Annotated in this window: 21 protein-coding genes; 5 read left to right on the top strand and 16 right to left on the bottom strand. The window is 63.7% G+C overall.

The window, feature by feature from the left end; genetic code table 11:
• Window positions 1-14: 14 nt before the first annotated feature.
• The 3 genes from ACZLIB_RS09375 to ACZLIB_RS09365 all read right to left on the bottom strand — a co-directional run bounded on the left by ACZLIB_RS09375 (window position 15) and on the right by ACZLIB_RS09365 (window position 2242).
• Window positions 15-494 (bottom strand): hypothetical protein, encoded by a 480-nt coding sequence (locus ACZLIB_RS09375; RefSeq protein ID WP_478469673.1) that lies wholly within the window; start codon window positions 492-494, stop codon window positions 15-17.
• A 78-nt stretch (window positions 495-572) separates the two neighbouring features.
• On the bottom strand, window positions 573-1304 hold the full coding sequence (locus ACZLIB_RS09370) for a hypothetical protein (RefSeq protein ID WP_180864537.1): 732 nt from the start codon (window positions 1302-1304) through the stop codon (window positions 573-575).
• 98 nt (window positions 1305-1402) lie between these two features.
• Complete coding sequence (locus ACZLIB_RS09365) at window positions 1403-2242, bottom strand: type 1 glutamine amidotransferase domain-containing protein (RefSeq protein ID WP_478469671.1); 840 nt, start codon at window positions 2240-2242, stop codon at window positions 1403-1405.
• Window positions 2243-2337: 95 nt separating this feature from the next.
• Here ACZLIB_RS09365 and ACZLIB_RS09360 point away from each other — a divergent pair, with 95 nt between their 5' ends.
• A complete protein-coding gene (locus ACZLIB_RS09360; RefSeq protein WP_478469669.1) occupies window positions 2338-3261 on the top strand; it encodes a LysR family transcriptional regulator in 924 nt (307 codons plus the stop codon).
• Window positions 3262-3813: 552 nt separating this feature from the next.
• Complete coding sequence (locus ACZLIB_RS09355) at window positions 3814-4170, top strand: hypothetical protein (protein WP_478469668.1); 357 nt, start codon at window positions 3814-3816, stop codon at window positions 4168-4170.
• 181 nt (window positions 4171-4351) lie between these two features.
• Here the strand turns inward: ACZLIB_RS09355 and ACZLIB_RS09350 are convergent, their stop codons facing one another.
• The 7 genes from ACZLIB_RS09350 to moeB form a co-directional block, all read right to left on the bottom strand.
• Window positions 4352-7252, bottom strand: coding sequence for a TIR domain-containing protein (locus ACZLIB_RS09350; protein WP_478469667.1), 2901 nt, complete (start codon window positions 7250-7252; stop codon window positions 4352-4354).
• 376 nt (window positions 7253-7628) lie between these two features.
• Window positions 7629-9194 (bottom strand): glutamine-hydrolyzing GMP synthase, encoded by a 1566-nt coding sequence (gene guaA / locus ACZLIB_RS09345; RefSeq protein WP_005413109.1) that lies wholly within the window; start codon window positions 9192-9194, stop codon window positions 7629-7631.
• Window positions 9191-9670, bottom strand: a complete 480-nt coding sequence (locus ACZLIB_RS09340) for a hypothetical protein (RefSeq protein WP_478469919.1) — start codon at window positions 9668-9670, stop codon at window positions 9191-9193. Before ACZLIB_RS09340 ends, guaA begins: the two co-directional genes overlap by 4 nt.
• 107 nt (window positions 9671-9777) lie before the next feature.
• Window positions 9778-11235, bottom strand: coding sequence for an IMP dehydrogenase (gene guaB, locus ACZLIB_RS09335; protein ID WP_005409308.1), 1458 nt, complete (start codon window positions 11233-11235; stop codon window positions 9778-9780).
• Between the two features lie 453 nt (window positions 11236-11688).
• Complete coding sequence (gene folD, locus ACZLIB_RS09330) at window positions 11689-12567, bottom strand: bifunctional methylenetetrahydrofolate dehydrogenase/methenyltetrahydrofolate cyclohydrolase FolD (protein WP_014036908.1); 879 nt, start codon at window positions 12565-12567, stop codon at window positions 11689-11691.
• A gap of 269 nt (window positions 12568-12836) precedes the next feature.
• Complete coding sequence (locus tag ACZLIB_RS09325; RefSeq protein WP_478469666.1) at window positions 12837-14669, bottom strand: monovalent cation:proton antiporter-2 (CPA2) family protein; 1833 nt, start codon at window positions 14667-14669, stop codon at window positions 12837-12839.
• A gap of 796 nt (window positions 14670-15465) precedes the next feature.
• Window positions 15466-16602 (bottom strand): molybdopterin-synthase adenylyltransferase MoeB, encoded by a 1137-nt coding sequence (gene moeB / locus ACZLIB_RS09320; RefSeq protein ID WP_478469664.1) that lies wholly within the window; start codon window positions 16600-16602, stop codon window positions 15466-15468.
• A gap of 89 nt (window positions 16603-16691) precedes the next feature.
• Between moeB and ACZLIB_RS09315 the strand changes: the two genes are divergently transcribed.
• The 3 genes from ACZLIB_RS09315 to ACZLIB_RS09305 all read left to right on the top strand — a co-directional run bounded on the left by ACZLIB_RS09315 (window position 16692) and on the right by ACZLIB_RS09305 (window position 19088).
• On the top strand, window positions 16692-17507 hold the full coding sequence (locus ACZLIB_RS09315) for a helix-turn-helix domain-containing protein (protein ID WP_478469662.1): 816 nt from the start codon (window positions 16692-16694) through the stop codon (window positions 17505-17507).
• A 74-nt stretch (window positions 17508-17581) separates the two neighbouring features.
• Window positions 17582-18211: a LysE family translocator gene (locus ACZLIB_RS09310; protein WP_478469661.1), complete on the top strand. Its 630-nt coding sequence runs from the start codon at window positions 17582-17584 to the stop codon at window positions 18209-18211.
• A 94-nt stretch (window positions 18212-18305) separates the two neighbouring features.
• Window positions 18306-19088, top strand: a complete 783-nt coding sequence (locus ACZLIB_RS09305) for a lysine transporter LysE (protein ID WP_478469660.1) — start codon at window positions 18306-18308, stop codon at window positions 19086-19088.
• A gap of 138 nt (window positions 19089-19226) precedes the next feature.
• Here ACZLIB_RS09305 and der read toward each other — a convergent pair whose 3' ends face one another.
• The 6 genes from der to rlmN all read right to left on the bottom strand — a co-directional run bounded on the left by der (window position 19227) and on the right by rlmN (window position 25422).
• Complete coding sequence (gene der / locus ACZLIB_RS09300; protein ID WP_049453247.1) at window positions 19227-20624, bottom strand: ribosome biogenesis GTPase Der; 1398 nt, start codon at window positions 20622-20624, stop codon at window positions 19227-19229.
• A 17-nt stretch (window positions 20625-20641) separates the two neighbouring features.
• On the bottom strand, window positions 20642-21850 hold the full coding sequence (gene bamB, locus ACZLIB_RS09295) for an outer membrane protein assembly factor BamB (protein ID WP_121503076.1): 1209 nt from the start codon (window positions 21848-21850) through the stop codon (window positions 20642-20644).
• Window positions 21850-22488, bottom strand: a complete 639-nt coding sequence (locus ACZLIB_RS09290; RefSeq protein ID WP_032130493.1) for a YfgM family protein — start codon at window positions 22486-22488, stop codon at window positions 21850-21852. Before ACZLIB_RS09290 ends, bamB begins: the two co-directional genes overlap by 1 nt.
• Before the next feature lie 65 nt (window positions 22489-22553).
• The gene (locus ACZLIB_RS09285; protein WP_478469658.1) at window positions 22554-23426 is read right to left on the bottom strand and encodes a RodZ domain-containing protein; all 873 of its coding nucleotides are present in this window, start codon (window positions 23424-23426) and stop codon (window positions 22554-22556) included.
• A gap of 18 nt (window positions 23427-23444) precedes the next feature.
• Entirely contained in the window at window positions 23445-24230 is a 786-nt protein-coding gene (gene pilW / locus ACZLIB_RS09280; protein ID WP_121503074.1) for a type IV pilus biogenesis/stability protein PilW, read from the bottom strand.
• The gene (rlmN, locus tag ACZLIB_RS09275) at window positions 24217-25422 is read right to left on the bottom strand and encodes a dual-specificity RNA methyltransferase RlmN (protein ID WP_005409296.1); all 1206 of its coding nucleotides are present in this window, start codon (window positions 25420-25422) and stop codon (window positions 24217-24219) included. The genes pilW and rlmN overlap by 14 nt, the downstream gene beginning before the upstream one ends.
• Window positions 25423-25425: the final 3 nt, after the last annotated feature.

The following is a 25425-nucleotide window of genomic DNA, read 5'->3' as shown; positions in this document are numbered from 1 at the left end:
ATATCGCCGCACAATCAGAAGAACAGACCCGCCTGATCGACGGTCGCCAGTGGATTGGCCTTCCGCACCGCCTCCAGGAACAGCAGGAAATCCCGATTGAACAGCGTCAGGTTGTTGGTGAACGTCACACCCTTTCTGCCCGATGCTCTGCTGAAGCACACCTTCCAGACATAGCGCCCGTAAATCCTGTCGGACGTTCGTGTGACTGAGGTGATCTGCGAAAGCGGAACTGCCGTGGGCACCGGCCCACGTCGCAGGTAGAAGGATTCTGTATCAAAGAAATAGTGCTCGCGATCCTCTTTGCCATCCACCAACACCAAGGTCATGGACTTGCCAGAAATCCGGCGAGGGGGATCCAAACGCAGCCCTGATCCCAATGCAGAACGCGCGGTCGCTGACATTCGCCGAAGTGTGAACCAGAGGATCACCAACGGAAGTGCCGCGAGGACAATGAAGCCTACGGTCTTCAAAACAGTTTCCAGCGTGCTGGGCACACAGATCTCCAGGATGAACTTTCAGGCGATACCCAAGTAGATCCACGCCACGCGTGGATGCTCTCCCTCAACGCCCCATCACTTCCAATGATCCGGCCCCAGGAACGGCAGGCTCAAAACAAACACCGGCACCGCCACAGGGATCAACGCGGCCCCCAGCACCTTGCCCGCCGCCGAACCCACACCCGGCTTGTCCTCCCGCTCAGGCAGGATCCGTTGCGCCCGCGCACTGATCGGCTGTGCCAGCTTCCCCTTCTCCGCCAACGCAGCAGCGTCCGGCAACTTCACCCGCTCGCCGTCGCCCTCGAACAGCGCGCTGTAATAGCTGCCACCCTTCTTTGAAAGATTGCAGGCCCGATCAAACGCCAGCGCATAACGGCTCCGGTCCTGCGGCAGGTAGTAGCGCGCACGCTCGTCCACATATTTCGCCTCGCGCGGGAGCACCTCAATCCGCTCCAGCTTGAACTGCGCGGCCTGTTCCGGCGTCACCTGCTCCGGCCGCAGCAGCAGCGCATAGCTGCCGTGCACCTTGGCCTTGTTGGCCGGGTCGCGCCAATCCTCATGGAAGTACATCTGCGCGCAGGCCACCGCCTCGCGCAGCGGGCTGTCCATCAGCGCGCGGTACTCGCGGAACGGCGCGGCATTGAAACGCATCGGTTCTTCAAAGCGCGGTAGTAGATACAGTTGGCCGTCATCGGCCACGAACGCACCCGTGATCTCGCGGCTTGAGGCGTGCTCCTCCGGGCCACTGGCACAGCCGGACAGCAAGCCAAGGCACAGGGCGGAGAGAATGAAAAAAGACGTTCGCATGTCGTGTTCGAGGGCTTCCCTGGGAAAACGGCCCCGCCCGGAAGGACGAGGCCAGCCCACCATGGTGCCACGGCATCGCACGCGATGCGGAATCGGCCCTACTTCAACCGCTCCACCAACCGCTGCCCCACTTCCAGCGCCGAAGCCGGGTTCTGCCCGGTAATCAGCTCACGATCCACCACCACATGCCCCGTCCACGGCGTGGCATTGCTGCTGAACTTCGCACCCGCCCGCTCCAACGCAGTCTGCGGGTAGAACTTCATCTCGCCACCGCCAAGCAGCGGCTTGGCTTGCTCTTCTTCCTGGTTGCTGATCACCGTCATCTGGTAGCCGCTGTAGATCCACTGCGGCGTGGCCGGCATCGCACCGGCTTCCATCTTCGCCACGAAACCCGCAGCATCCGGCAGCGTGGACAGCAGCGCGATCGGCCCGTGGCAGACCAGCGCGGTGGTCTTGTTGCGCTGGTGGAAGTCGGCCAGCAACCGGCCCAGCGCCGGGCTCTTCAGCAGGTCCTGCATCGGCGCGTGGCCACCGGGAATGTAGACCGCATCGAAGCGCGCGTAGCCCTGCTGCTCAACGCGCGCCAGGCTGACCACCGGCGAGGCCATCGGCGAGGTCAGTGCCAATTTCTCCAGCAGCTCCTTGTGCAGCGTCAGCTGCGCGGCATCGTTGCCGAAGTACGCCGGCGTCACCGAGGACACATCCACCGTCGGCGCCCGCCCCTGCGGCGTGGCGAAGGTCACCTCGTGGCCCGCATCCAGTAGCAGCTTGACCGGCTGCATCAGCTCGTTGAGATAGAAGCCGGTGGACAGCACCTTGCCGTCCTTCAGGTCCAAGTGGTTTTCGTCGGACAGCACCACCAGCACGTTGGCGGCATGTGCGCCGGTAGCGGCCAGGGTCAGGGCCAGGGTTGCGGCCAGTCGAGTCATCAGGTTCACGGGAGCTCCTATCGGGGATTGATTGCCACTTTATTGATCGCCGCAGCGGCGATAAATTGGCCCCATCGCAAAACATCTGTTCTCCGGAGAGCCAAATGAGCCGAAAGTTCGACTACCTTGGCGATGTGGAAGTGTTCCTGGCGGTGGTCGAGCACGGCTCATTCACCGCCGGCGCTGTGGCGCTGTCCACCACGCCCTCGGTGCTGAGCCGCGCGGTCACCCGCCTGGAAGCGCGGCTGGGCCGGCAGCTGCTGCAGCGGACCACCCGCCGCGTGGGCCTGACCGACGCCGGGCGGCTCTATCTGGAACAGGTGCGCACCGCCTTCGGCCTGCTGGACGACGCCGAGCGCGACGTACTGGCCCAGGACGGTGCGCTGGCTGGCCGCGTGCGCCTGAGCGTGCCCACCACCTATGGCCACTACCGGCTGCCGCCCGTGCTGGCGCGCTTTGCCCAACAGTACCCACAGGTGCAGGTGGAACTGAACATCACCAACCGCAACGTGGACCTGGTGGCCGAAGGCTTCGACCTGGCCATCCGCCTGGGCCAGCTGCCGGACAGCGGACTGGTAGCGCGAAAGCTGGAAGACGCGCCGCTGCTGCTGGTGGCCGCGCCGGACTATCTGCAGCGCCGCGGCACGCCGCAGACGCTGGACGACCTGCAGCAGCACCTGTGCCTGCCGTTCGTGATGCCGCGCACCGGGCGGCTGGCGCCCTGGATCTTCCGAGACGGCGGGCGCGACGTGGACTGGCTGCCGCGTTCGTCCATCGAGACCTCCGACGACGTACTGGGCGTGGTGTCGCTGGCCGAACAGGGCATCGGCATCTGCCAGAGCTACGAGTTCATCGTGCGCGAGCGGTTGATGCGTGGGGAGCTGGTGGAAGTGCTGCCGGAGCTGCGGGGAAGATCACGGCCGTTCTCGGTGATCTATGCGCCGCATCGGCGGCAGTCTGCGGCGGCGCGGGCGATGATTGAGTTGCTGGTGGGCAATGCGGGGCCTGCTGAGGATGGTGCTGGCTGAGGCCGCGAGGTTCGCTGGCGTTGTCGGGATTGAACCGATTTTCTGAGTGTGAGGCTGATCGGGCGCCGATGCCTGCGGGGCAGGACTAAGAACTGTTGCAAAGAAGGCCGTCGCGCTATTCGCTTATGGTGCAGGCGATTGCGTCATTCAGAATCGCAATCAACAGAGCAGCTGCGCTAATGCGTCCGGCGGTGTCGCGTGCTGCACGAATGGTGCGTGCAACAATAGTTCTTCGCTCTCGGATTCCGCGATTCCTTCGCCAATTTCTATTGGCATTCGAAGCGGCGGCGTAAACACCATGGCGCGCCACCGACAACGGGTGGCCGGGTCTGCAAACCCGCATTGATGTACGCGTCTGTAGTTTGCGCTTGCCCGTCGGCACCGTCCTTAACCGGTGCCGGCGGGCAATCCGTCGGCCTTTTTGGCGGGCGGTGCGTGGGGGTCTTCGGATCCACCGGTTCTATGACGCTACTTCATCCCGGTTTGCAGCCACGCATCGTCCGCCACCTCTTCGCGGTGGCGCTGTTAAGCACAGCCACGGAAGCCGACGCCATGAACGAATCCGACACCTTTTCCTCGTACACCGTTGTTGAGCCCATCAACGACGACACTCCCCTGCCCGACCTGAACTCCCTGCTCGGCATCCTCAAGCGCATGCGCGGCTGCGAGGGCGCAGATGGGCACCCTTGGCCGGAGACCGACGTGTCACCCGGCCGCCGCGTGAGCCTGGCCCGGAGCGAGCGCGCGATGGTAGGCGCGCTGACTGTTCTGGAGCTGCTGCACGCGGCAGACCGCTGCCGGGTGGCAGCGGAGCCGGAGCGGCATTTGGATGAGGGGGTTGTGGACGGGTTGTTTCTAGCTTGCCGGGGGTTGGTTGAGTGGGCTTGTCGGGAAGTTAGGCCGGGGTGACTGGCTCAACCGCAAGACGCTTACGGCAGAATTGGCCGAACTTTGCATCGGCGAACTCCTGTCTCCAGCCAGACGCGGGCGCTGGCTCAACTGTTGATTTCCTCCTCCCATTATTCCGCTCATCGGTGTCTCCGTAGAGAAAGGTAACGGAGGATCATTGCGCGCAAGCCTAAAAATCAAACTAGCTCACGAGCGATATAAATTTCCTCATCTTCCCATCCGGATACCCATCACTAAGAAATTTTCTTACACTACTCTTGTATTCCGGGGCAATCTCATAAAAGTCAGCGACCACCTTTGCTTTTGTATGAACAAAATATCCACTAGCAACTAATCGATTAAAATTCCCTTTGGCAATACCCGGAACCTTACTTGAAAACTTTATGAACTCGATCCGATTATCTACAAATCGATTCCCGCGATAGAACGAGCGCCAGAACTTCGCCACCTCGCCACTTATCATGGCCTTCTCTTCCGCCCTTACTCCAAGCGCCACAGCAAATGCGTCACGCAGGTCGCCAATATCACAGGTCGAATCAATCATCGATGGTTCAAGCTGCGTATTTCTCAAGGACAGATTTGCACACTCCTCAAAAACGGAATACATAAATGTGGAGTCCCTAAAACGACACGACATAAAATTCCGATACCCCTGAAACCTTGACTGGGTGACAATAACGCCCGAGAAATCAAGAACTGGAAATTCCCCTTTCAAATGCAACCCGGTTATTGTTCCACGTCCTCCTTCCTGCACCCGACTGAAGTCAAAGAATGAGAACAGCCGCTCTGTCGTGTCGGATACCGAAGAATTCTGAGTTGAAAAGTACAGATCTAGAATGTTAGACATCGCACTCTTTGCATGCTCTATCTCAACCCTAGAATACCGACTTGAAACCTCAGCCACAGCCTGATCTCGAATGGACGGAATCATAGACTTCAATGAAGAATCCGCCAACTCGGCATTCTCTCTGAAGAAGAGCTTAATTTCTCCAGACTCTTCACTCTCCAGATCGAGGCGAGAGAAGGTTCTCATCGCAGTTCTGTCAAGCGGAGCTGCGCCAAGTCCACGAAGCATCAACAGCAATTCAAAGTAGGACCCAAGAAAAGAGTATCTCAACTCTATCTGATCGCCTTTCTGTGTGAGTAGCGGATTTAGGCAGAGCTTGGACTGTATTGATGCAGCCCTAGCTTCGTACATTATCTGAAGCCTTTCGGACATCTCCTTCGCTGGCCAGCGCTTACCAAAATCTGCGGCTAGGTCTGACAGCAACTCAACAACCTCAACAACGGGTATTTCCATGTCATGCCGAGTCGCCTCTCGCCTGAGGACCGAGAAAATTATATGATCAGTGACCCTGTTATTAGATCGATAGGGCGTCGCATCCTCTGACACTTCAAAATCATTAGCCTTACCCTCTCGCAACCCATCCTCGACGACGGTCGCGGATATATCAGCCAAGAAGGGGATAATTCTCCCCTCTTCATCACGCATCTTTATTTTTTCAATCTGACTCATAACCCTGTCAATCATTGCGCCTGCTGACGGGTAAGCCGACAGTCGCCGCTTGACATACCTTTGACAGGTTTCGGCATCAAAGCCAAGCAACTCATACCGCTCAATAGCCAATGACTCAAGTCTAGTGCCCTCGGCGATTGCATTGTTGCGAGTAGTCAAAAGAACATGAGAACTGCCAAGCTGATCATGAAGATACTTAAGGGACTCAAGAAACGAAGAAACATCGAACCGTTCCTGGAAAAGAGTTGTTAATTCATCCAATCCGTCAATAATCACCGACAAATTTCCACAAACAACCGCGAGATCGAAAGTTGATCTCTCAAAAAGCCGCAAATGACCGTGACACTTCGCATAAAGCTCATACAAGTCGTAAATGCTATCAATTCTTGATTGAGCAAGACCACTCTCTGCGACGTATCTCTTTATTAGTTCAGCCTGTATCAAGATAACGGAAGAACGAAGATCCTCTCTGAAATGCAAACGCTGCGCCACCGATAGGCATAGAGACGTCTTCCCCATTCCTCCTGGCGCAACAATGAGATGAGCAGCCACTCCCGAAGTCTTTTGAAGCGCGTCCACAATAAAATCCAGCGCCGAATCGGCACGCATGATCTCATTAACATCATTACCTCGGTAGCTTATAGCCTGATTCGTGTAATTCTCAATTGGGCTTGGGGGCTCAATCTTCTTCAGCGAAGCATCGATACAGTACTCCCAAATGTATTCCTTATAAGTACATTCGTGAGCACGTATCGCGAGACCTTCTTCTGCGAACGACCTTGTAATCAAATCCTGCTCTGGCCTCGCCTCACGAGGACGAAGGACAGTAATATCTGCCGGTCTTAATCCAGCCTTAAGAAGTTGGCGCGCGGCATGTTGCACGCTCTGCCTGATGTTTCCGCTAGCATGCAATGCTAGGAAGTAGCTAAGGGCGGGCGACTTCGTCTCCCATAGCTCATACTTCACCCTGCTCCCGCCTGAAAAATCAGTCCCCTCCAAACTACCCACAATCGCGCGCCTGTTTGGATAATTTACTTGTATTACCTCTTCAAAGCGACTGAAATCATAAACACCATCTGCAATGGTGCTGATACTTCTTCTTTTTCTAGGCCTATCGGAAACCATCTTATTCTGCAAAAGCCTAAGAAGCTCTTCAAATTTCTTGTGAAACTGAGATTCATCCGCGAAATCAAGATGAAAGTGACCCTTGAGGTAGTTGGGTGTCGACTCCGGATCACGGCTAATTATTATTATCTTACTTCTCTTATCTCGCAACATTCCGTCCCAGTGCACTGCAGAGGCTAAAAATGTCTCCAACCCAACACCATTCTTCCGCTCATCGGCCTTTTCCTTATAATTTTCAGTGGCGACGACAAGGATGTAATCAGCCTCATGGATGCCGGACTCCATGAAAAAGTTCTTGTCAACAAGGCTATCGAGGTCGTAACCATCCCAAGTTACCGACACCTCTTCAATCTCCTCAAGTGAATCAGCAAGATTTTTAACCCAGGCCCTATGGCCCTCGCCGTCCCAACTGTATGAAATAAAGACCTTAATACTTTCCACGCTCTTCCCTTTGCGAATGGTGCGACATACAGGTCGCTATTAATGATTCAAACACCATAACCCCAGCCGACGCGCGTTTCCCTTTAACTGAAATCCAAAAAATCAAACCATCATTGCAGATTAAGCGACTCATTATTCACTTGCGATTCGGCAAGAACTAGCGACAGAGCATATCTACCTGTAAACCTGCCCGACGCGAAGCAGCTTTCAGATATTAGTATTCATAGAAATGAGTGGCAAGATCACCTGAAGCACGGCTCGCACTTCAGCCCACAGAGAAGAAGCGAGCGTAGTCAGAGAACGAATTGATTGACAGTCGCGCTGGTGTCTAAGCAGAAATTAAAAGGGCGCCTCTCGGCGCCCTCGTTCTTTCAACTCATTCCCACTCAATAGTAGCCGGCGGCTTCCCCGAGATGTCATAGACAACCCGTGAAACCCCCCGCAACTCATTGATGATCCGGTTGCTCACCGTACCCAGGAACTCATACGGCAGATGCGCCCAATGGGCCGTCATGAAGTCAATCGTCTCCACGGCCCGCAGTGCAATCACCCACTCATAAGCGCGCGCATCGCCTACCACGCCCACCGACTTCACCGGCAGGAACACGGCAAACGCCTGGCTGGTCTTGTCGTACAGGTCCGCCTTGCGCAGCTCATCAATGAAGATGGCATCAGCCTTCGCCAGCAGCTCGGCGTATTCGCGCTTCACTTCGCCCAGGATACGCACGCCCAGGCCCGGGCCCGGGAACGGATGGCGGTAGACCATGGTGCGCGGCAGGCCCAGCTCAACACCCAGGCGGCGCACTTCGTCCTTGAACAGCTCGCGCAGCGGCTCCACCAGGCCCAGCTTCATGTGCTCCGGCAGGCCGCCCACGTTGTGGTGGCTCTTGATCACATGCGCCTTGCCGGTCTTGCTTCCGGCCGACTCGATCACGTCCGGGTAGATGGTGCCCTGCGCCAGCCACTTGGCGTTCTTCAGCTTGTTCGACTCTTCGTCGAAGATCTCAACGAACAGGTTGCCGATGATCTTGCGCTTGGCTTCCGGGTCGCTCACGCCTTCCAGCGCAGCGAAGTAACGGTCGGCGGCATTCACGCGCACCACCTTCACGCCCATGTGCTCGGCGAACATCGCCATCACCTGGTCGCCTTCCTGCCAGCGCAGCAGGCCGGTATCCACGAACACGCAGGTCAGCTTCTCGCCGATGGCCTTGTGCAGCAGCGCAGCCACCACGGACGAATCGACGCCGCCGGACAGGCCCAGGATCACTTCGTCATCGCCCACCTGTTCGCGCACACGGGCGATCTGGTCGTCGATGATGTTTGCGGCGGTCCACAGGGTCTGGCAGCCGCACACGTCTACCACGAAGCGGCGCAGCAGCGCCTGGCCCTGCAGGGTGTGGGTCACTTCCGGGTGGAACTGCACGCCGTACCAGCGCTTTTCTTCGTTGGCCATGGCGGCCACCGGAATGCGGTCGGTGGTGGCGGTGATGGTGAAGCCCGGCGGTGCCACGGAGACGTGGTCGCCGTGGCTCATCCAGACATTCAGCTTCGGCTCGCCGCCGTGGTCGCTCAGGCCCTTGAACAGCGCATCCGGGTTGATCACGTTCACTTCGGCGTGGCCGAACTCGCGCTGGTCGGCGGCTTCGGTGGCACCGCCCAGCTGCGCGGCCAGGGTCTGCATGCCGTAGCAGATGCCGAAGATCGGCAGGCCGCTGTCGAACACTTCCTGCGGCGCGGCCGGGGCACCCGGCAGCGTGGTCGATTCCGGGCCACCGGACAGGATGATGCCCTTGGCGCCGAACGCGGCGATCTCGGCCGGGTTGTGGTCCCAGGCCCAGATTTCGCAGTAGACGCCCAGCTCGCGGATGCGGCGGGCGATCAGCTGCGTGTACTGCGCGCCGAAATCGAGGATCAGGATCTTGTCGTTATGGATGTTGGTCATGGTGCCGTTCCAGTGGTGTTTTTCGCAGTGCCCGGCGCTTCAAGGCTCTGCGTCAGCGTGGCGATGAACGCCTCGCGTTGTTGAATATGTGAGGGGTCTTCCTCGTCCCAGCGCAGCATCAGCAGGCCGTGCGGTGCGTTGGGGTTGGAGCGGTCAGCGCGCGGCAGCTCGGCGATTTCCTGCACTTCGGTGCCGGGCACGATGCGCCGTTGAAAGGCACGCATCGGGTAGCCAGATGCTTTCGCATTACCCCAATCGGCCATCGCTGCACTCATCCGCTTCGGCTCCAGCGGCCCCAGCTCGGCGGTGACCACGGGGTCTTCGAGCCTGTCACCCAGATCGGTAACGCACCGCAGGATGACCTGCAGCGGGCGCTCGCCGGTGCCCTTCAGCAGCCAGCGCTGTTCGCCAGCGGCCTGCACCTGCCAGCCCTTCGGCAGCGAGAACGCGTTCTGGCAGGCCTGTACGTCCTGCAATTGCGAAACCGCCGCGCCCGGAGACCCGGAGCGCGGCGGCGGTTCGGACAACGAACAGCCTGCCATCAGCAGGCTGCCCGTAATCGCAAGAGCAGTTCGCAAGCGCATCAGGCGCGGTAGTTCGGCGGCTCTTTGGTGATCGTCACGTCGTGGACGTGGCTCTCACGCTGGCCGGCGCCGCTGATCTTCACGAACTTGGGCTTGCTGCGCATGTCTTCGATGGTGGCGCAGCCCACGTAGCCCATGGTGGCGCGCAGGCCGCCCATCAGCTGGTGGATGATGCCGCCCACCGGGCCGCGGTACGGCACGCGGCCTTCGATGCCTTCCGGCACCAGCTTGTCGGCGGTGGCGGCGTCCTGGAAGTAGCGGTCCTTCGACCCCTTCTCCATGGCAGCCAGCGAACCCATGCCGCGATAGCTCTTGTACGAACGGCCCTGGTACAGCTCGGTCTCGCCCGGCGATTCCTCGGTACCGGCCAGCAGGCCGCCGACCATGATGGTCGAGGCACCGGCGGCCAGCGCCTTGCCGATGTCGCCCGAGTAGCGGATGCCACCATCGGCGATCAGCGGGATGCGGTCCTGCAGGGCTTCGGCCACCAGATCAATGGCGGTGACCTGCGGCACACCGACGCCGGCAACCACGCGCGTGGTGCAGATCGAGCCCGGGCCGATGCCGACCTTCACGGCGTCCGCGCCGCTGTCCAGCAGCGCCAGTGCGGCTTCGCCGGTGCAGATGTTGCCACCGATGACCTGCACGTTCGGGAAGTTCTTCTTGACCCAGCTGACGCGGTCCAGCACGCCCTGCGAGTGGCCGTGCGCGGTATCGACCACGATCACGTCCACGCCGGCGGCGACCAGCGCTTCCACGCGGCGATCGGTATCGCCACCCACGCCGACGGCAGCGCCGACCAGCAGGCGGGTCGACAGATCCTTGGCGGCGTTCGGGAAGTCGGTGTTCTTCTGGATGTCCTTGACGGTGATCAGGCCACGCAGTTCGAACGAATCATTGACCACCAGCACCTTTTCGATGCGGTTGCGGTGCAGCAGCTGCAGCACTTCGTCGGACGCGGCGCCTTCCTTGACCGTGATCAGGCGATCCTTCTTGGTCATGATGTGGCGGACCGGATCGTCCAGCTCGGTCTCGAAGCGCATGTCGCGGTGGGTCACGATGCCGGCCAGCAGGCCGTCGCTGCCCACCACCGGCACGCCGGAAATGTTGTGCGCCTGGGTCAGGGCCAGCACGTCGCGGATGGTGGTTTCCGGGCCGACGGTGATCGGGTCGCGGATGACACCGGCCTCGAACTTCTTGACCTTGGCCACTTCCGCGGCCTGCTGTTCCAGGCTGAGATTCTTGTGGATGATGCCCATGCCGCCGAGCTGTGCCATGGCGATGGCCAGGCGGGCTTCGGTGACGGTATCCATGGCTGCGGACAGGATCGGAAGCTTCAGCTTCAGGTCGCGAGTCAACCGCGTTTCGAGGTTGACGTCCTTGGGCAGGATGGTCGAATGGGCGGGGACGAGCGAGACGTCGTCGTAAGTGAGTGCTTCAGCCTGGATGCGCAGCATCGGCATACCCGAGATGTGGGGAAGCGCGACATTTTACCCTGTTTTCGCGCCGTGTGGCAGGGGGTAGATGCGACGCACTGTCGCGCGGGCGGTGATTGGTTCAGGGGGGCCGTCGGGGCCGACGGCATACCGCCTTTGGAAGGTGCCAACCTTGGTTGGCACGGCCCATCCGGCACCTGGACCCCAGATGGGCCGATGACCCCGATGGATGTGCCGACCAACGGTCGGCACCCACCTTAAGAGGATCACTCGGGCCAGTCCTGGAACTGCCTTTGGTAGGTGCCAACCTTGGTTGGCACGATCCGTCCGGCACCGGTGCCCCAGATGGGCCGATGGCCCCGATGGATGTGTGCCAACCAAGGTTGGCACCTACCAGGAGCGGGTCATCGGCCTGCCGGCATTGTGCCGACCAACGGTCGGCACCCACCGACGGCAGATCTCCCCAACAGCAGGTCAGCTCAGCGCTTCCGCCGCTTCCAGGGTGTTCTGCATCAAGGTGGCCACGGTCATCGGGCCCACACCACCGGGCACCGGGGTGATCCAGCTCGCCCGCTGGGCCGCCGCTTCAAACCCGACATCACCCACCAGGCGACCGTCATCCAACCGGTTGATGCCGACATCGATCACCACCGCGCCCGGCTTCACCCATTCGCCCGGAACGATGCCCGGGCGGCCGACCGCCACCACCAGGATGTCGGCGTTGCGCACGGCCTGTTCCAGCACGTCCTTGGGGGTGAACTTGTGGCAGCTGGTCACGGTGCAACCGGCAATCAGCAGCTCCAGGCCCATCGGGCGACCGACGTGGTTGCTCACGCCCACGATGGTGGCGTTGCGGCCGCGCACCGGCTGGTCGGTGTGGCCCAGCAGCGTGGTGATGCCGCGCGGGGTGCACGGGCGCAGGCCGAACTCGCGCAGGGCCAGGTGGCCGACGTTTTCCGGGTGGAAACCGTCCACGTCCTTGCGCGGGTCGATGCGCTGGATCAGCCGGCGCGCGTCCGGAATTCCCGGCAGCGGCAGCTGGATCAGGATGCCGTTGATCTTCGGGTCGGCATTGAGTTGGTCGATCAGGTCGAGCAGCTCGGCCTCGGTGGTACCGGCCGGCAGATCGTAGTCATGTGCTTCGATGCCGACCTTCTCGGCGGCACGGCGCTTGTTGCGCACGTACACGGTCGAGGCCGGGTCGCCACCCACCAGCACCACGGCCAGGCCCGGACGGCTGCCGCCGGCGGCCACGCGGGCGTCGACGCGCACCTTCAGGCTGTCGAGCAGGTCCTCGGCGATACGGCGGCCATCAAGGATGCGGGCAGGAAGCTGGGGGGCGGAATCGGTCATCGGGAGCAGGCGTGGGGCGGCGGGGACGCTATTGTCCCCGATTCAGGCCCCCTCGCCCACCGCGGAATGGGTCCTGATGGGGTCGGATGCCTTTGCCGCAGGCAAAGGGCTCTGACCCCGGGGTTACGCAAATTGCCAACCTCCGGTAGTGCCGGCCGCTGGCCGGCAACCTCATGACGTCGGAACGTTTCCGTATTTGCCGGCCAGCGGCCGGCACTACCGACGGGTGGTGCGCTGAGGTAGCCGGCCAGCGGCCGGCACTACCGGGGCTACTCTTCCTCTTCCGGCACATCCTGCGGGTTCAGCGTCTTGCTCTCCCGCTTCGGCGCAGTGAACGGCGTGGGCGTCGGTACGCCCTGCGGGCTGTTGCCATAGATCATCCGCGCGCCGGCATTCAGACCGCCACCAGCAATCTCCAGCTCAAAGCGTTCGGCATCGCGACGACGGATCTGCTCGGCGATCTCGATCGCGTCGTCCTCATCCGCCCCCAGCTCCACCAGTGCGGCCTGGCCGAACAACACCGCCGATTCAAAGGTCTCGCGGATCTGGAAATCGACACCGGCGTGGATCAGCCGCAGCGAATGCTCGCGGTCGAACGAGCGCACCATCAGCTTGGCCTGCGGGAACTCATGCGCCACCAGTTCCACGATGCGGTCAGCCGCTTCGGCCTTGTCCACGCACACCGCAATCGCGCGCGCAGTCGCGGCACCCGAGGCATGCAGCACATCCAGGCGGGTGCCATCGCCGTAATAGATCTTGAAACCGAAGCGCGCGGCGCTCTGGATCATCTCCACATCGTTGTCGATGATGGTCACGTCCACGTCGCGCGCCAGCAGCGACTGGCTGGCAACCTGGCCGAAGCGACCGAAGCCGATCAGCAACACGCTGCCGGACAGGCCATCGGCTTCGTCCACGCCGTCCATGTTCACCGTCGGCTTCGGCGCGATGCGCTTGTAGACCAGCACCACCAGCGGGGTCAGTGCCATCGACAGCACCACCACGGCGGTGAAGTTGGCATTGATCTCCAGATTGATCACGCCGGCCGATGCGGCGGCAGAGAACAGCACGAAGGCGAACTCGCCGCCCTGCGCCATCAGCACACCACGGTCCAGCGCCTGCGCGTGGTCGCTGCCCATGATGCGCGCCACCACGTAGATGCACAGCGCCTTGGCTGCCATCAACGCAAGCACCAGGCCGAGGATCAGCTGCCAGTTACCGGCCACCACGCCCAGGTCCAGCGCCATGCCGACGCTGAGGAAGAACAGGCCGAGCAGGATGCCGCGGAACGGTTCAATGTCCGCCTCGATCTGGTGGCGGAAGGTCGACTCGCTCAACAGCACGCCGGCCAGGAACGCGCCCATCGCCATCGACAGGCCGGACAGCTGCATCAGCAGCGCCGCACCCAGCACCACCAGCAGCGCAGCGGCGGTCATCACTTCGCGCGCCTTCGATTCGGCCAGCACGCGGAACAGCGGGTTGAGCAGGAAGCGGCCGACCAGCACCAGGCCGACGATGGCACCGACACCGATCGCCACCGACAACCAACGCGAACCCTCACCGTCGGCACTGCCGGCGCTCGGACCCATCCAGGCCACCAGCGCCAGCAACGGCACGATCAGCAGGTCTTCGAACAGCAGGATGGAGACGATCTTCTGCCCCGACGGCAGCGCGATGTCACCACGCTCGGCCAGCAGCTGCATCACCACCGCGGTGGAGGTCAGCACGAAGCCGGTGGCGCCGATGAAGGCGACCTGCCACGGCAGGCCGAACAGCTTGGCGATGCTGGTCAGCACCACCGCACAGGTGACGATCTGCAGCGTGCCCAGTCCGAAAATTTCCTTGCGCAGGCTCCACAGGTGCGAGGGCCGCATCTCCAGGCCGATCACGAACAGGAACATCACCACGCCGAGCTCGGCGGTATGCAGGATCGCCTGCGGGTCGGAGAACCAGCCCAGCCCGAACGGTCCGATCGCCAGGCCGGCAGCGAAGTAGCCCAGCACCGAGCCCAGGCCGGCCCGGCGGAACAAAGGCACCATCACCACCGCCGCGCCCAACAGGGCCACGACCTTGACCAGCTCGCTGGTCGCTGCTTCTACCGCCATGCGGTGTTTTCCCCAAGATCCAGAATCGGGTTCAACAATAGAGCAATGCCGATGACGGCAATAGCACGCATGTTGCGCCGGATTGTCTTGGAGGTGGAACGATGCTGGGAGCGACCCCCAGCATCATCCCGAAACCATGCATGCGCGTCGATGGGTGCCAACCATGCATGCGCATCGGCGGGCGCCAACCATGCACCCGCTTCGGTAGGTGCCAACCTTGGTTGGCACAAGAGCGCCGACCAAGGTCGGCATCTACCAATCCACTCCCCAGCCAGCCTCACCCGCCCCGGCAAAACGCGGCGTAATCGATATACCCCGGGAACGGCACGCCCGGCGCGCACACCGGGCAATGCGGGTCCGGCCGGATGCGGGATCCTGAAACCATGCGCCGCTTCGGTAGCTGACAACCATGCGCCCGCTTCGGTAGGCGCCAACCATGCACCCGCTTCGGTAGGTGCCAACCATGCACCCGCTTCGGTAGGTGCCAACCTTGGTTGGCACGAGAGCGCCGACCAAGGTCGGCATCTACCAAGGCATTCCCCGGCCAGCCTCACCCACCCCGGCAAAACGCCGCGTAATCGATATACCCCGGGAACGGCACGCCCGGCGCGCACACCGGGCAATGCGGGTCCGGCCGGATGCGGGATCCTGAAACCATGCGCCGCTTCGGTAGCTGACAACCATGCGCCCGCTTCGGTAGGCGCCAACCATGCACCCGCTTCGGTAGGTGCCAACCTTGGTTGGCACGAGAGCGCCGACCAAGGTCGGCATCTACCAAGGCATTCCCCGGCCGGGTTCACCCACCCCGGCAAAACGCCGCGTAATCGATATACCCCGGGAACGGCACGCCCGGCGCGCACACCGGGCAATGCGGGTCTGGCCGGATGCCGGTCTCGCGGAAGCGCATGCCCAGCGCATCGAAGCGCAGCAGGCGGCCGACCAGCGGCTCGCCGATGCCCAGCAGCAGCTTCAGCACCTCGGTGGCCTGCAGCACGCCGGCCAATCCCGGCAGCACACCCAGCACGCCGGCCTCGGAACAGTTCGGCGCGAACTCCGGCGGCGGCGGCTCCGGGAACAGGCAGCGGTAGCACGGCGCCACGCCACGCTGGCGGCCAGCGTCAAACACGCTTACCTGGCCATCAAAGCGCTCGATGGCGGCATACACCAGCGGCTTGGCGTGCTTGATGCAGGCGTCGTTGAGCAGGTAGCGCAGCGGGAAGTTGTCCGACCCATCCAGCACCACGTCCACGCCCTCCAGCAGCGCATCCACGTTTTCGGAGGTGACCCGCTCCGGCACCGCCTCGACCTCGATCGACGGGTTCAGCGCCAGCAGCCGCTCGCGCGCGGAATCGACCTTGAGCTGGCCGACGCTGGCTTCGGTATGCACGATCTGCCGATGCAGGTTGCTGCGCTCCACGCGGTCATGGTCGGCGAAGCGCAGGTGCCCTACCCCGGCGGCGGCCAGATAGAAGCCGGCTGGCGCGCCCAGGCCACCGGCACCCAGCACCAGCACGCGCGACTGCTGCAGCGTACGCTGGCCAGCCTCGCCCACCTGCGGCAGCAGCAGGTGGCGCGAATAGCGGTCGTAGAAGTCGCGGTCGGCGGCGCTGGCCAGCGGCTGCACCAGCGGCAGCGACTGCTCGCGCCAGGCCACGGTACCGCCGCTCACGGAAGCCACATTGGTGTATCCAGCCTCCAGCAGGAACTGCGCAGCATCGGCCGAGCGCTTGCCGCTCTGGCAGATCAGCAGGATTTCCTGGTCGTGCTTTGGCAGATGCGCGGCCGGGTCGGCCTGCAGCTCGCCCCTGGCCACGCCACGCGCGCCCTCGGCCATGCCCCCGGCCCGTTCATGCGTCTCGCGCACATCGATCAGCACGGCGCCGTGGGCCAGGCGTTCACGCGCCTGCGCGGGGAAAAGCTCTTGGATGCTCATGGCCGCATTATCGCGCAGACACCCTCGACGCGCCTTGCCCCGAACATGGCACCATGCGGGCGTTGCTCCCTGCATCCCGGAACCGCTGCATGCGCTCTGCCACCGAATTCTGGCGTGACCCGCGCATGCCCTTCGTCGAAAGCCGACGGGCGTGCGACAGCCGCGCCTGCCATCGCCCGCACAGCCATGACACTTTCTCGATCGGCGCCGTGGACGCTGGCAACAGCGTGTTCACCGGCGCGGCGGAAGGACAGCGCCTGCTGCAACCCGGCAATCTGGTCGGCGTACCCGCAGGCCGCGTGCATGCCTGCAACCCCCTGCCCGGCCAGGTCTGGAGCTACCAGATGCTGCACCTGGATGCGCGCTGGATGGCCGAAGTCCGCGCCGAGTATGACGGCCTGCCCGGACCCGACTGGCAGCAGGAACCCATCCGGATTTCCCACCATCGCCCGCGCTACCAGCAGTACTGCCAGCTCAACGAGACGCTGTTCTCCGACGATCCGGTCAGCGTCAAGGAAGCGGCCCTGATCGCGTTCGTCGGCGATCTGGATGAACACGATGGGGTAGCCGTCGCCGGTCCGCCTGAAGACGCCGCACTACAGCAGCGGGTGCAGCCGGTGATGGACGCTCTGCGCCAGCGGCTCGAACACACCCCGGCCCTGCAGGAGCTGGCATCGCTGGCAGGCATGAGCCGCTACCAGCTGATCCGCGCCTTCCGACGTGCCACGGGCCTGACCCCGCACGCCTGGCAGATCGACCAGCGCATCCAGGAGGCCCGGCGGCGGCTGTGCGAAGGGCAGGCACTGGCCGTGGTCGCCCATGCATTGGGGTTCGCCGACCAGAGCCATTTCCAGCGGGTCTTCAAGGCCCACGCCGGTGCGACCCCGGGCCAGTACCGGCGCTGAGCCTGCAATAACGTTCAATACCACCGCGCGGCGCATCCCCACACTGGCGCCCCCGCCAGCCGCCGCCGGACCCGATGGAACAGTTCCTGGTCATCGCCACCGTACATTTTCTCGCCCTGCTCTCACCCGGCCCCGACTTCTTCCTTGTTGCGCGCACTGCGATCACCTCTGGCTGGCGCACCGCCAGTGGCGCCTGCGCAGGCATCGCCCTCGGAAATGGCGTCTTCATCGTGGCCGCCTTCACTGGAATGGCCATGCTGCGCGCGGGCAGCGCAGGGTTCATTGCGGTGCAGTTGGCGGGCTGCGGATTCCTGCTGTACCTCGGCACGCTGTTCCTGCGCCATGCGGGCTCGACGACGCTGCAGGCACCTGCCGCGGAATCGCGCGCAGGCGATACGCACGGGTGGTGGAAGGCGGCAGGGCTGGGCGCCCTGTCTGCGCTGCTGAACCCGAAGAATGCGCTGTTCTACGCAACGTTGGCGGCAATGCTCAATGGCCCCCAGGCCAACGCCGCAACGAAGTTCTTCTATGGCGCGTGGATGTTCGGCATCGTCCTGCTTTGGGATCTGCTGGTCGCCGCGCTGGTCGGCCACCCGTGGGTGCTGCGTCGGTTCGCACGCGCCCTGCCCTGGCTGGAGCGGGCCGCAGGGCTACTGATGATCGCACTGGCGCTATGGATCGTCGTGTCGCTGCGGGCCGGCTGATGCCGGCGATTCGCGCCTGTCGCAATGGCGTTCAATACCGCGCGTTCACACCCGCCCACACTCTGCACTTTCTGTAGGTCAGTGGCAGGTTTACGTGCAGCAGTTCTTCATCGTCGCGGTGCTGTACGGCTTCGCCATGCTCCTGCCTGCTTCGCATCACGCGAAGATCCTGCGCACCGCGATGGGCGCGGGCGGGCACGCCGCCATGGCCGCGTCGTTCGGTATCGCCATCGGTACGGGCGTCATCTGTGCGACGGCTTTCGTTGCAGCGGGCATGCTGGGAAACCGCGGCCTGTGGACGCTGGCGATGCAGTGCGCGGGCTGCCTCCTGCTGCTGCGCCTGGCGGGCATGTGCCTGCGCGACGCCGGCTTGACCCCGTTCTCTCCGCTTTCCCTGCAGATGCCCTTGGGCCTGCGCGCCCGCTCCCGTTGGCCGCACGCCGAAGCAGGATGCCTGCTGGCGCTCGCCAGCAGCAGCAACTGGATGCTGCAGTTCGCGATTGCAGCCCTGGTTACCGGCCTCGTAGCCGACACTGGCACCCAGGCCGCTTACGTGGCCTGCCTGAGTGGCGTCGCGCTGTCGCTCGGCCTGCTGATGGCGTGGCTCGGCAGCCATCCGCGCAGGGCACAGGGGTGTTGCCGATTGCTTCCATGGCTGGAGCATGCCGCGGGCCTGCTGATCGGGGCGGTGTCGGTGGCGTACCTGGCAGGTGCACTGGGTACGACCCTGGTCTGGGCAAGCATCTCGGGGCAGGTGCAGCTGCCGGAATCGATCCCCGCCACAAGCCAGGTGCAACCGGCTTCAACATCGCGGCGCGGCCGAGGCATCCCATGCGCGTTGCCGCATTGCCGCGCTCGTCGCAGCAGTCCGCCCTGATCGAGATCTGTAGACGTGGGGGTAGTGCCGGCCGCTGGCCGGCAACCTCGTGAACACGCCAGGCATCATCGGGTTGCCGGCCAGCGGCCGGCACTACCACAAACAAGAAAGGCGGCCCTGCGGCCGCCTTTCTCTGCATCACTTGCCCTTGACGTGCTTCATCAAGCGCCGCTTGGCCTTGACCTGCCGCTCGGTGAGGACGTTCTTCTTGCCCTCGTACGGGTTGGTACCCTCGCGGAAGATGAAGCTCACCGGCGTACCAATCAGCTTGAAGCGCTTGCGGAAGAAGTTCTCCAGGTAGCGCTTGTACGATTCCTGCAGCTCCTTCAGGCGCGTGCCGTGCACGATGAAGGTTGGCGGGTTTGCCCCGGCCGGGTGCACGTAACGCAGCTTGGAGACATGGCCGCGGATGGTCGGCGGCGGGTTGGTCTCGTACGCCACTTCCAGCGCCTTGTTCACTTCGCTGGTGGTAAAGGTCTTGTTCGCCGATTCGTGCGCGCGGTGCACCGCACGGAACAGCTCACGCAGGCCCGAGCCATGCTTGGCCGAGATGCGCACGGACTCGGCCCACGGCACGAAGCCCAGCTTCAGCGACAGCATGGTTTCCGCCTGCTCGCGCTGATACTCGGTCAGGCCATCCCACTTGTTGATGGCGATCACCAACGCGCGGCCGGCATCGAGCACGGCACCGAGCACGGTGGCGTCCTGGTCGGTCACGCCTTCGGTGGCGTCGAGCATCAGCACGGCCACCTGGCACTGCTCGATCGACTGCATGGTCTTGACCACCGAGAACTTCTCGACGACCTCGTCCACGCGCGAACGACGGCGCAGGCCGGCGGTGTCGATCAGGCGGTATTCGCGGCCATCACGCTCCAGGTCCACTGCGATCGAGTCGCGGGTGGTGCCCGGCACGTCGGAGGCGATCATGCGCTCCTCGCCGAGGATGCGGTTGACCAGGGTGGACTTGCCCACGTTCGGGCGGCCGACGAAGGCGATGCGGATGCGGTTCGGATCGTTGTCCAGCTCTTCGCCGCTGCCTTCTTCCGGCAGGCGCTGGACCACTTCGTCCAGCAGGTCGTCCAGACCCTGGCGATGCGCAGCCGACACGGTCAGCATCTCGCCGAAGCCATAACGGGCGAACTCCGAACGCACGGTGTCCTCGTCGGTGCCGTCGATCTTGTTGATCAGCAGCAGCGTCGGGCGCGACAGCTTGCGCAGCCAGGCCAGGATCTCGTCGTCCATCGCCGACGTTCCCTCACGGGCATCGACCACGAACAGGATCAGGTCGGCTTCCGCCGCAGCGGCACGGGCCTGGCGGGTGGTAGCCCCTGCCAGACCCTCTTCCTCTTCCGCGATACCGCCGGTGTCGACGACGAGGAAATGATTGTCCTCGTCCAGACGGCAGACACCGTAGTTGCGGTCGCGGGTGACGCCGGGCTGGTCATGGACCAGCGCGTCACGGGTGCGCGTAAGCGCATTGAAAATAGTCGACTTGCCGACATTCGGCCGTCCAACCAGGGCGACCAAAGGCAGCATCGCGATTACTCCAATTTTTAATTTGCCAACCGGAAGGCGGTCAGCTTGCCATCAACGTTCTGCACCAGCAGCACCCCGTCTACGACGATTGGCTGGGCCAGCAGGGCGTCACCGCCGCTCTTTGCCCGTGCCGCCATCGCACCATCGGAGGTCTGCAGCCAGTGCACGTATCCCTTGTAGTCGCCGACCACGACGTAGTCGCCGTGCAGTGCCGGGCCGGTCAGCGAGCGACGGGCCAGTGCGGTCTGCGACCACATCGCCGCACCGCTGGCCTTGTCCAGGCCGAACACGCCGCCCTTGTTGTCGGTGACGAACACATTGCCAGACGAGACCGCCACGCCACCGGCACCGCCATGGTCGCGCGCCCACAGCGGGCGACCGGTCGGGCCTTCGATGGCCATCGTCTGGTTCTTGAAGCTGCTCACGAACAGGGTGTTGCCATCCAGCACCGGCGCACCGTCGACATCGGCCATGCGCTCCAGCTCGGTACGGCCTTCACCGTTGCCCACATTCTGTTCCCACAGGGTGCGGCCATCCTGCTGGGCCAGGGCGGCAACCGCGCCCTCGTCCTTGCCGATGAACAGCACGCCCGGGCCGGTCACCACCGGCGCGTTGCCACGCACGGTCAGCGCCGGCAGCTCGCTCGGGTTGAACCACTTCTGGGTGCCGTTGCCGGCATCGAACGCGGTGATGCGGCCGTCATTGCTGCGCACGTAGACCGCGCCCTGGGCAATGGCCGGCGCGGCGATGACTTCACCCGGAACACGGGCGCGCCACTTCTCGCTGCCATCGTTGATGTCCAGGGCGATGACCTGGCCATCGAGCGTGCCGATCACGACCAGGTTCTCACCGACCCCCGGGCCGCCGGACAGGCGCAGCTTGGCCTTCTTCTTTTCCTTCTTCGGCTCCCAGGTCCAGACCTTCTTGCCGGTCTGCAGGTCGATGGCGTGCACGCCACCGGTGAGTGCCGCAGCGAACACGTGGCCGTTGGCCACGGCCGGGCCCTGGCGCACGCCGATGCGGCGCTCGCCCTTGCCGAGGTTGACCGACCAGGCCTTGTTGACCTTCAGGGTCGGCTCGAACTTGACCAGCTCAGCCGGTTCCTGTGCCTTCTTCGCGGCCGCGTCCTTGCCGGCGAACCAGCCCTTCACGGTGCTGCAGCCGGTCAGGGCCATGCCCATCAGGAGCACGGTGGCGACGCGGGTGATCATGACCTTCTGACTCATCAAACCGACTCCGCAGGGGCGGCAACGGTGCCGCCGGCGTCCATAACCTTGGTTTCCAGCAGGCGCCGCTGCGGCGCTGCCACGTCCAGCGACTTCAGCGCTTTCTCGTACTGGCCTCGGGCGTCATCACGCTTGCCCTGCGCCATCAGCGCGTCGCCATGGATTTCCAGGCTGCTGCTGTCGGTGGCGCTGCCGAGCAGCTTGATCGCCTCGTCACTCTTGCCGGTGGCCACCAGCAGGCGGGCCACACGCTGGTCGACCACGCGCTGCAGGTCACCTTCGACCTTCACGCCGCGCAGAGTGGCCAGGGCTTCTTCGTTCTTGCCGGCGTCGACCTGGGCCTTGGCCAGCTGCAGCGCCGCGAGGTCGCCGTAGATGCTGGACGGGCCGGCTTCGAGCGCCTTGACCGCCTTGGAGGCGTCGTCGAGCTTGTTCTGCTGCAGGCCAACGAGCGCCTTCTGGTACTCGACATTGGCCGAGGCCAGCTTGCCGCCCTGATCCTTCTGGTACCACTGCCAGCCGGCAATGGCACCGATGGCGATGACTACGCCACCGAGGATGCTGGCGCCATTCTTCCGCAGCCAGCTGCGGACGCGTTCACTTTGTTCGTGCTCGTCGAGCAGATCGTCGATCGCCATGCGTACTCTCGCCCCGCCCATCGGGAGGGACCATTGGGATTAATCGAAGGTGGTGAAACCGCGCCTCAGTGCGAAACCGGGACTACGGAGCCTTCAGAGGATACCTGAAAGCGTGCCACGTTGGCTCGCTGGTAGGGGGTCAGATCGACGATAGCGCCGTTCTGCTGAACCTGGACCGCCGAGGCGTTGCCCAGGGTCACCCGGGTCACCTGGCCCGGCGTGAAGCTGCGGCTCTCGCCGGATTTGATCAGCGCCTTCTCGACGGTAGCGCCGTCCGGGCCGCCGATATCGACCCAGCTGTCGCCGCTGAACTGCATGTCCAGCGTGTTGGCGGCAGCCGCTGGTACCGGGGCTGAACGCGGCACCGGGGCCAGCGAGGCTACGTACGGGGTGGCGGCTGGCTTGCTGGCCGGGGCGCTCGCCACGTCAGCCACGGCGGCCGGCTCGACGCCGGCGGCAGACGGGGTCACCGGCACAGCGGCCGGGATCGCGTCCAGCGAAGCGGTGTTCGGCGACGGCGTCGCACTGCCATCAAAATGACCACGGGTGGCGAACCACACCGGCACCGCCAGCACCGCGGTGATACCGACATACAGCACGCGACGGCCGAGATTCTCGGCAATGCGGCGCGCACGCGGGGTATGGGTATGGCTGATCAGGGTGGGCGGAACCACCGGGCCGACCTGGGCCTGCTCCAGCAGTTGGCTCACATCCACGTCCAGCAGGCGCGCGTAGCTGCGCAGCTGGCCGCGCACGAACACCGGCGCCCCCAGCTTCTGCCATTGTTCCTCTTCCAGCGACTTGACCACCTGGACCGGCATGCGCAGGCGCGAGCCGACATCTTCGAGGGTCAGTCCGGCCGCCTCGCGGGCCTGGCGCAGGCGGCTGCCGCAGCCGGCCGCAGTCTCGAGAGCGCTCACAGTCTGGTCATCAATCACAATGCATCAACCCTGGAGTTAGGAGCCCGCTTCCTGCGGAAATTCCTGTCGAATGCGCTGAAGATAGCGGTCAGATGCCGCCCGATCTCCCAGCCGCGCTTCGATTTGAGACGCAAGTTGTAACACGGAACGCGTTGCGGGTGCAGCCGCAATCCTACGTTCGGCGAAGGCCCGGGCCTCCATGAAGCGCCCCTGGCGGAAGCTGAGCTGGGCCATCGCCTCCAGCGCGACCGGGTTTCCCGGCAGCGTTGCCAGCGCCGCACGCAGGTCGCGCTCGGCACGTTCGAACTGGCCGGCGTCCAGCGCACAGCCCCCGGCATTGGCCTGGGACTCGGCCGGCGTGGCGTAGCCCGGCGCCTGCAGCGCACGATCGAACCAGACCAGCGACTCGGCCGGCCGGCCCTGCTGGCACAGCCACGCGCCGTAATTGTTGAGAATGTCCCCGCGCTGCGGTGCCTGCTCGGCAGCCCTGCGGAAGCTCTCGCCAGCCTGCTGGGTCCGGCCACGGCGCTCGTCGATGCCGGCCAGCAGCACCAGCGCATCGGGCGACTCGGGGGCCAGCTTCAGCGCCTCGCGCGCCTTGCGTTCGGCCGCATCGAGGTTGCCTACCTGCATGTCGCGGGCGGCCAGGGCCAACAGGTCCTGCAGGCGCACCTGGCGGCGCACGCTGTCCGGATCACGGACCGAGTAGACCGGCGCCTCGCTGGGGCCCAGCTTGGCCTTGGGATGGGATTTGCAGCCACCGACCGCAACGGCCAGCACGCCTGCGAACAGAACCAGCCAGAGGCGGTCAGGCCGCGGCATCGCTCCCCTTCCCCGCCTGCAGCGTCTTGTTGAACTCCGCCTGGCGGCGGGTGCGGTCCATCACCTGGCCCTTGAGCTGGCCACAGGCGGCGTCGATGTCGTCGCCACGGGTGCGGCGGACCATGGTCAGCACGTTGCTGTCGAGCAGGATCTTCTGGAAGGCACGGATGTGCGCTTCTTCCGAACGCTCGTAGCGGGTGCCCGGGAACGGGTTGAACGGAATCAGGTTGACCTTGCCCGAATCCTTGGCCTGCACCGCGTTGTCGAACTGGCGCATCAGGCGAGCCAGCTCGCGGGCATGCTCGGGCTTGTCGTTGATGCCCTTCATCAGGGTGTATTCGAAGGTGACCGATTCGCGGCGCTTGTTGGCGCGCAGGTAGCGTGCGCACGAGGCCATCAGCTCGGCGATCGGATACTTCTTGTTGAGCGGCACCAGGGTCTCGCGCAGCGCGTCGTTCGGCGCATGCAGCGACACCGCCAGCGACACGTCGCTTTCGGCAGACAGGCGGTCGATCTGCGGCACCAGGCCGGAGGTCGACAGGGTCACGCGCTTGTTGGCCAGGCCGTAGCCCAGGTCGTCGCGCATCACGCTCATGGCGCGCACGACGTTGTCGAAATTCATCAGCGGCTCGCCCATGCCCATCATCACCACGTTGGTGAGGCGGCGCATCTGGTGCGGCACGTTGCCCAGGTGGCGTGCGGCAACCCACACCTGGCCGATGATCTCGGCGGTGGTCAGGTTGCGGTTGAAGCCCTGGGTGGCGGTGGAGCAGAACGTGCAGTTCAGGCCGCAACCGACCTGCGAGGACACGCACAGCGTGCCGCGGGTCTTGTCGGGGATGTACACGGTCTCGATGGCGTTCTTGCCATCCACGCCCATCGCCAGCAGCCACTTGTGGGTGCCGTCGGCGGAGGGCTTGTCGAACACGATGTTCGGAACCAGCACCTCGGCATGGGCCTGCAGCTTGGCGCGCAGGACCTTGCCGAGGTCGGTCATTTCATCGAAATCGGTGACGTAGCGATGGTGGATCCACTTCATCACCTGATGGGCACGGAACTTCTTCTCGCCGAGAACCTCGACGAAAAACTTCTCCAGGCCCGCGCGATCGAGGTCGAGCAGGTTCTGCTTGCCAGCCGTGGGTGCCGACTTCGGCAGCGGCTGGATGGCGGGGGACTGTACGACCTCGTTCACGGC

The organism is Stenotrophomonas sp. 220_Sma (assembly GCF_056487375.1).
The sequence above is the reverse complement of the archived record's forward strand: the minus strand, read 5'-3'. Positions and strand labels throughout refer to the sequence as shown.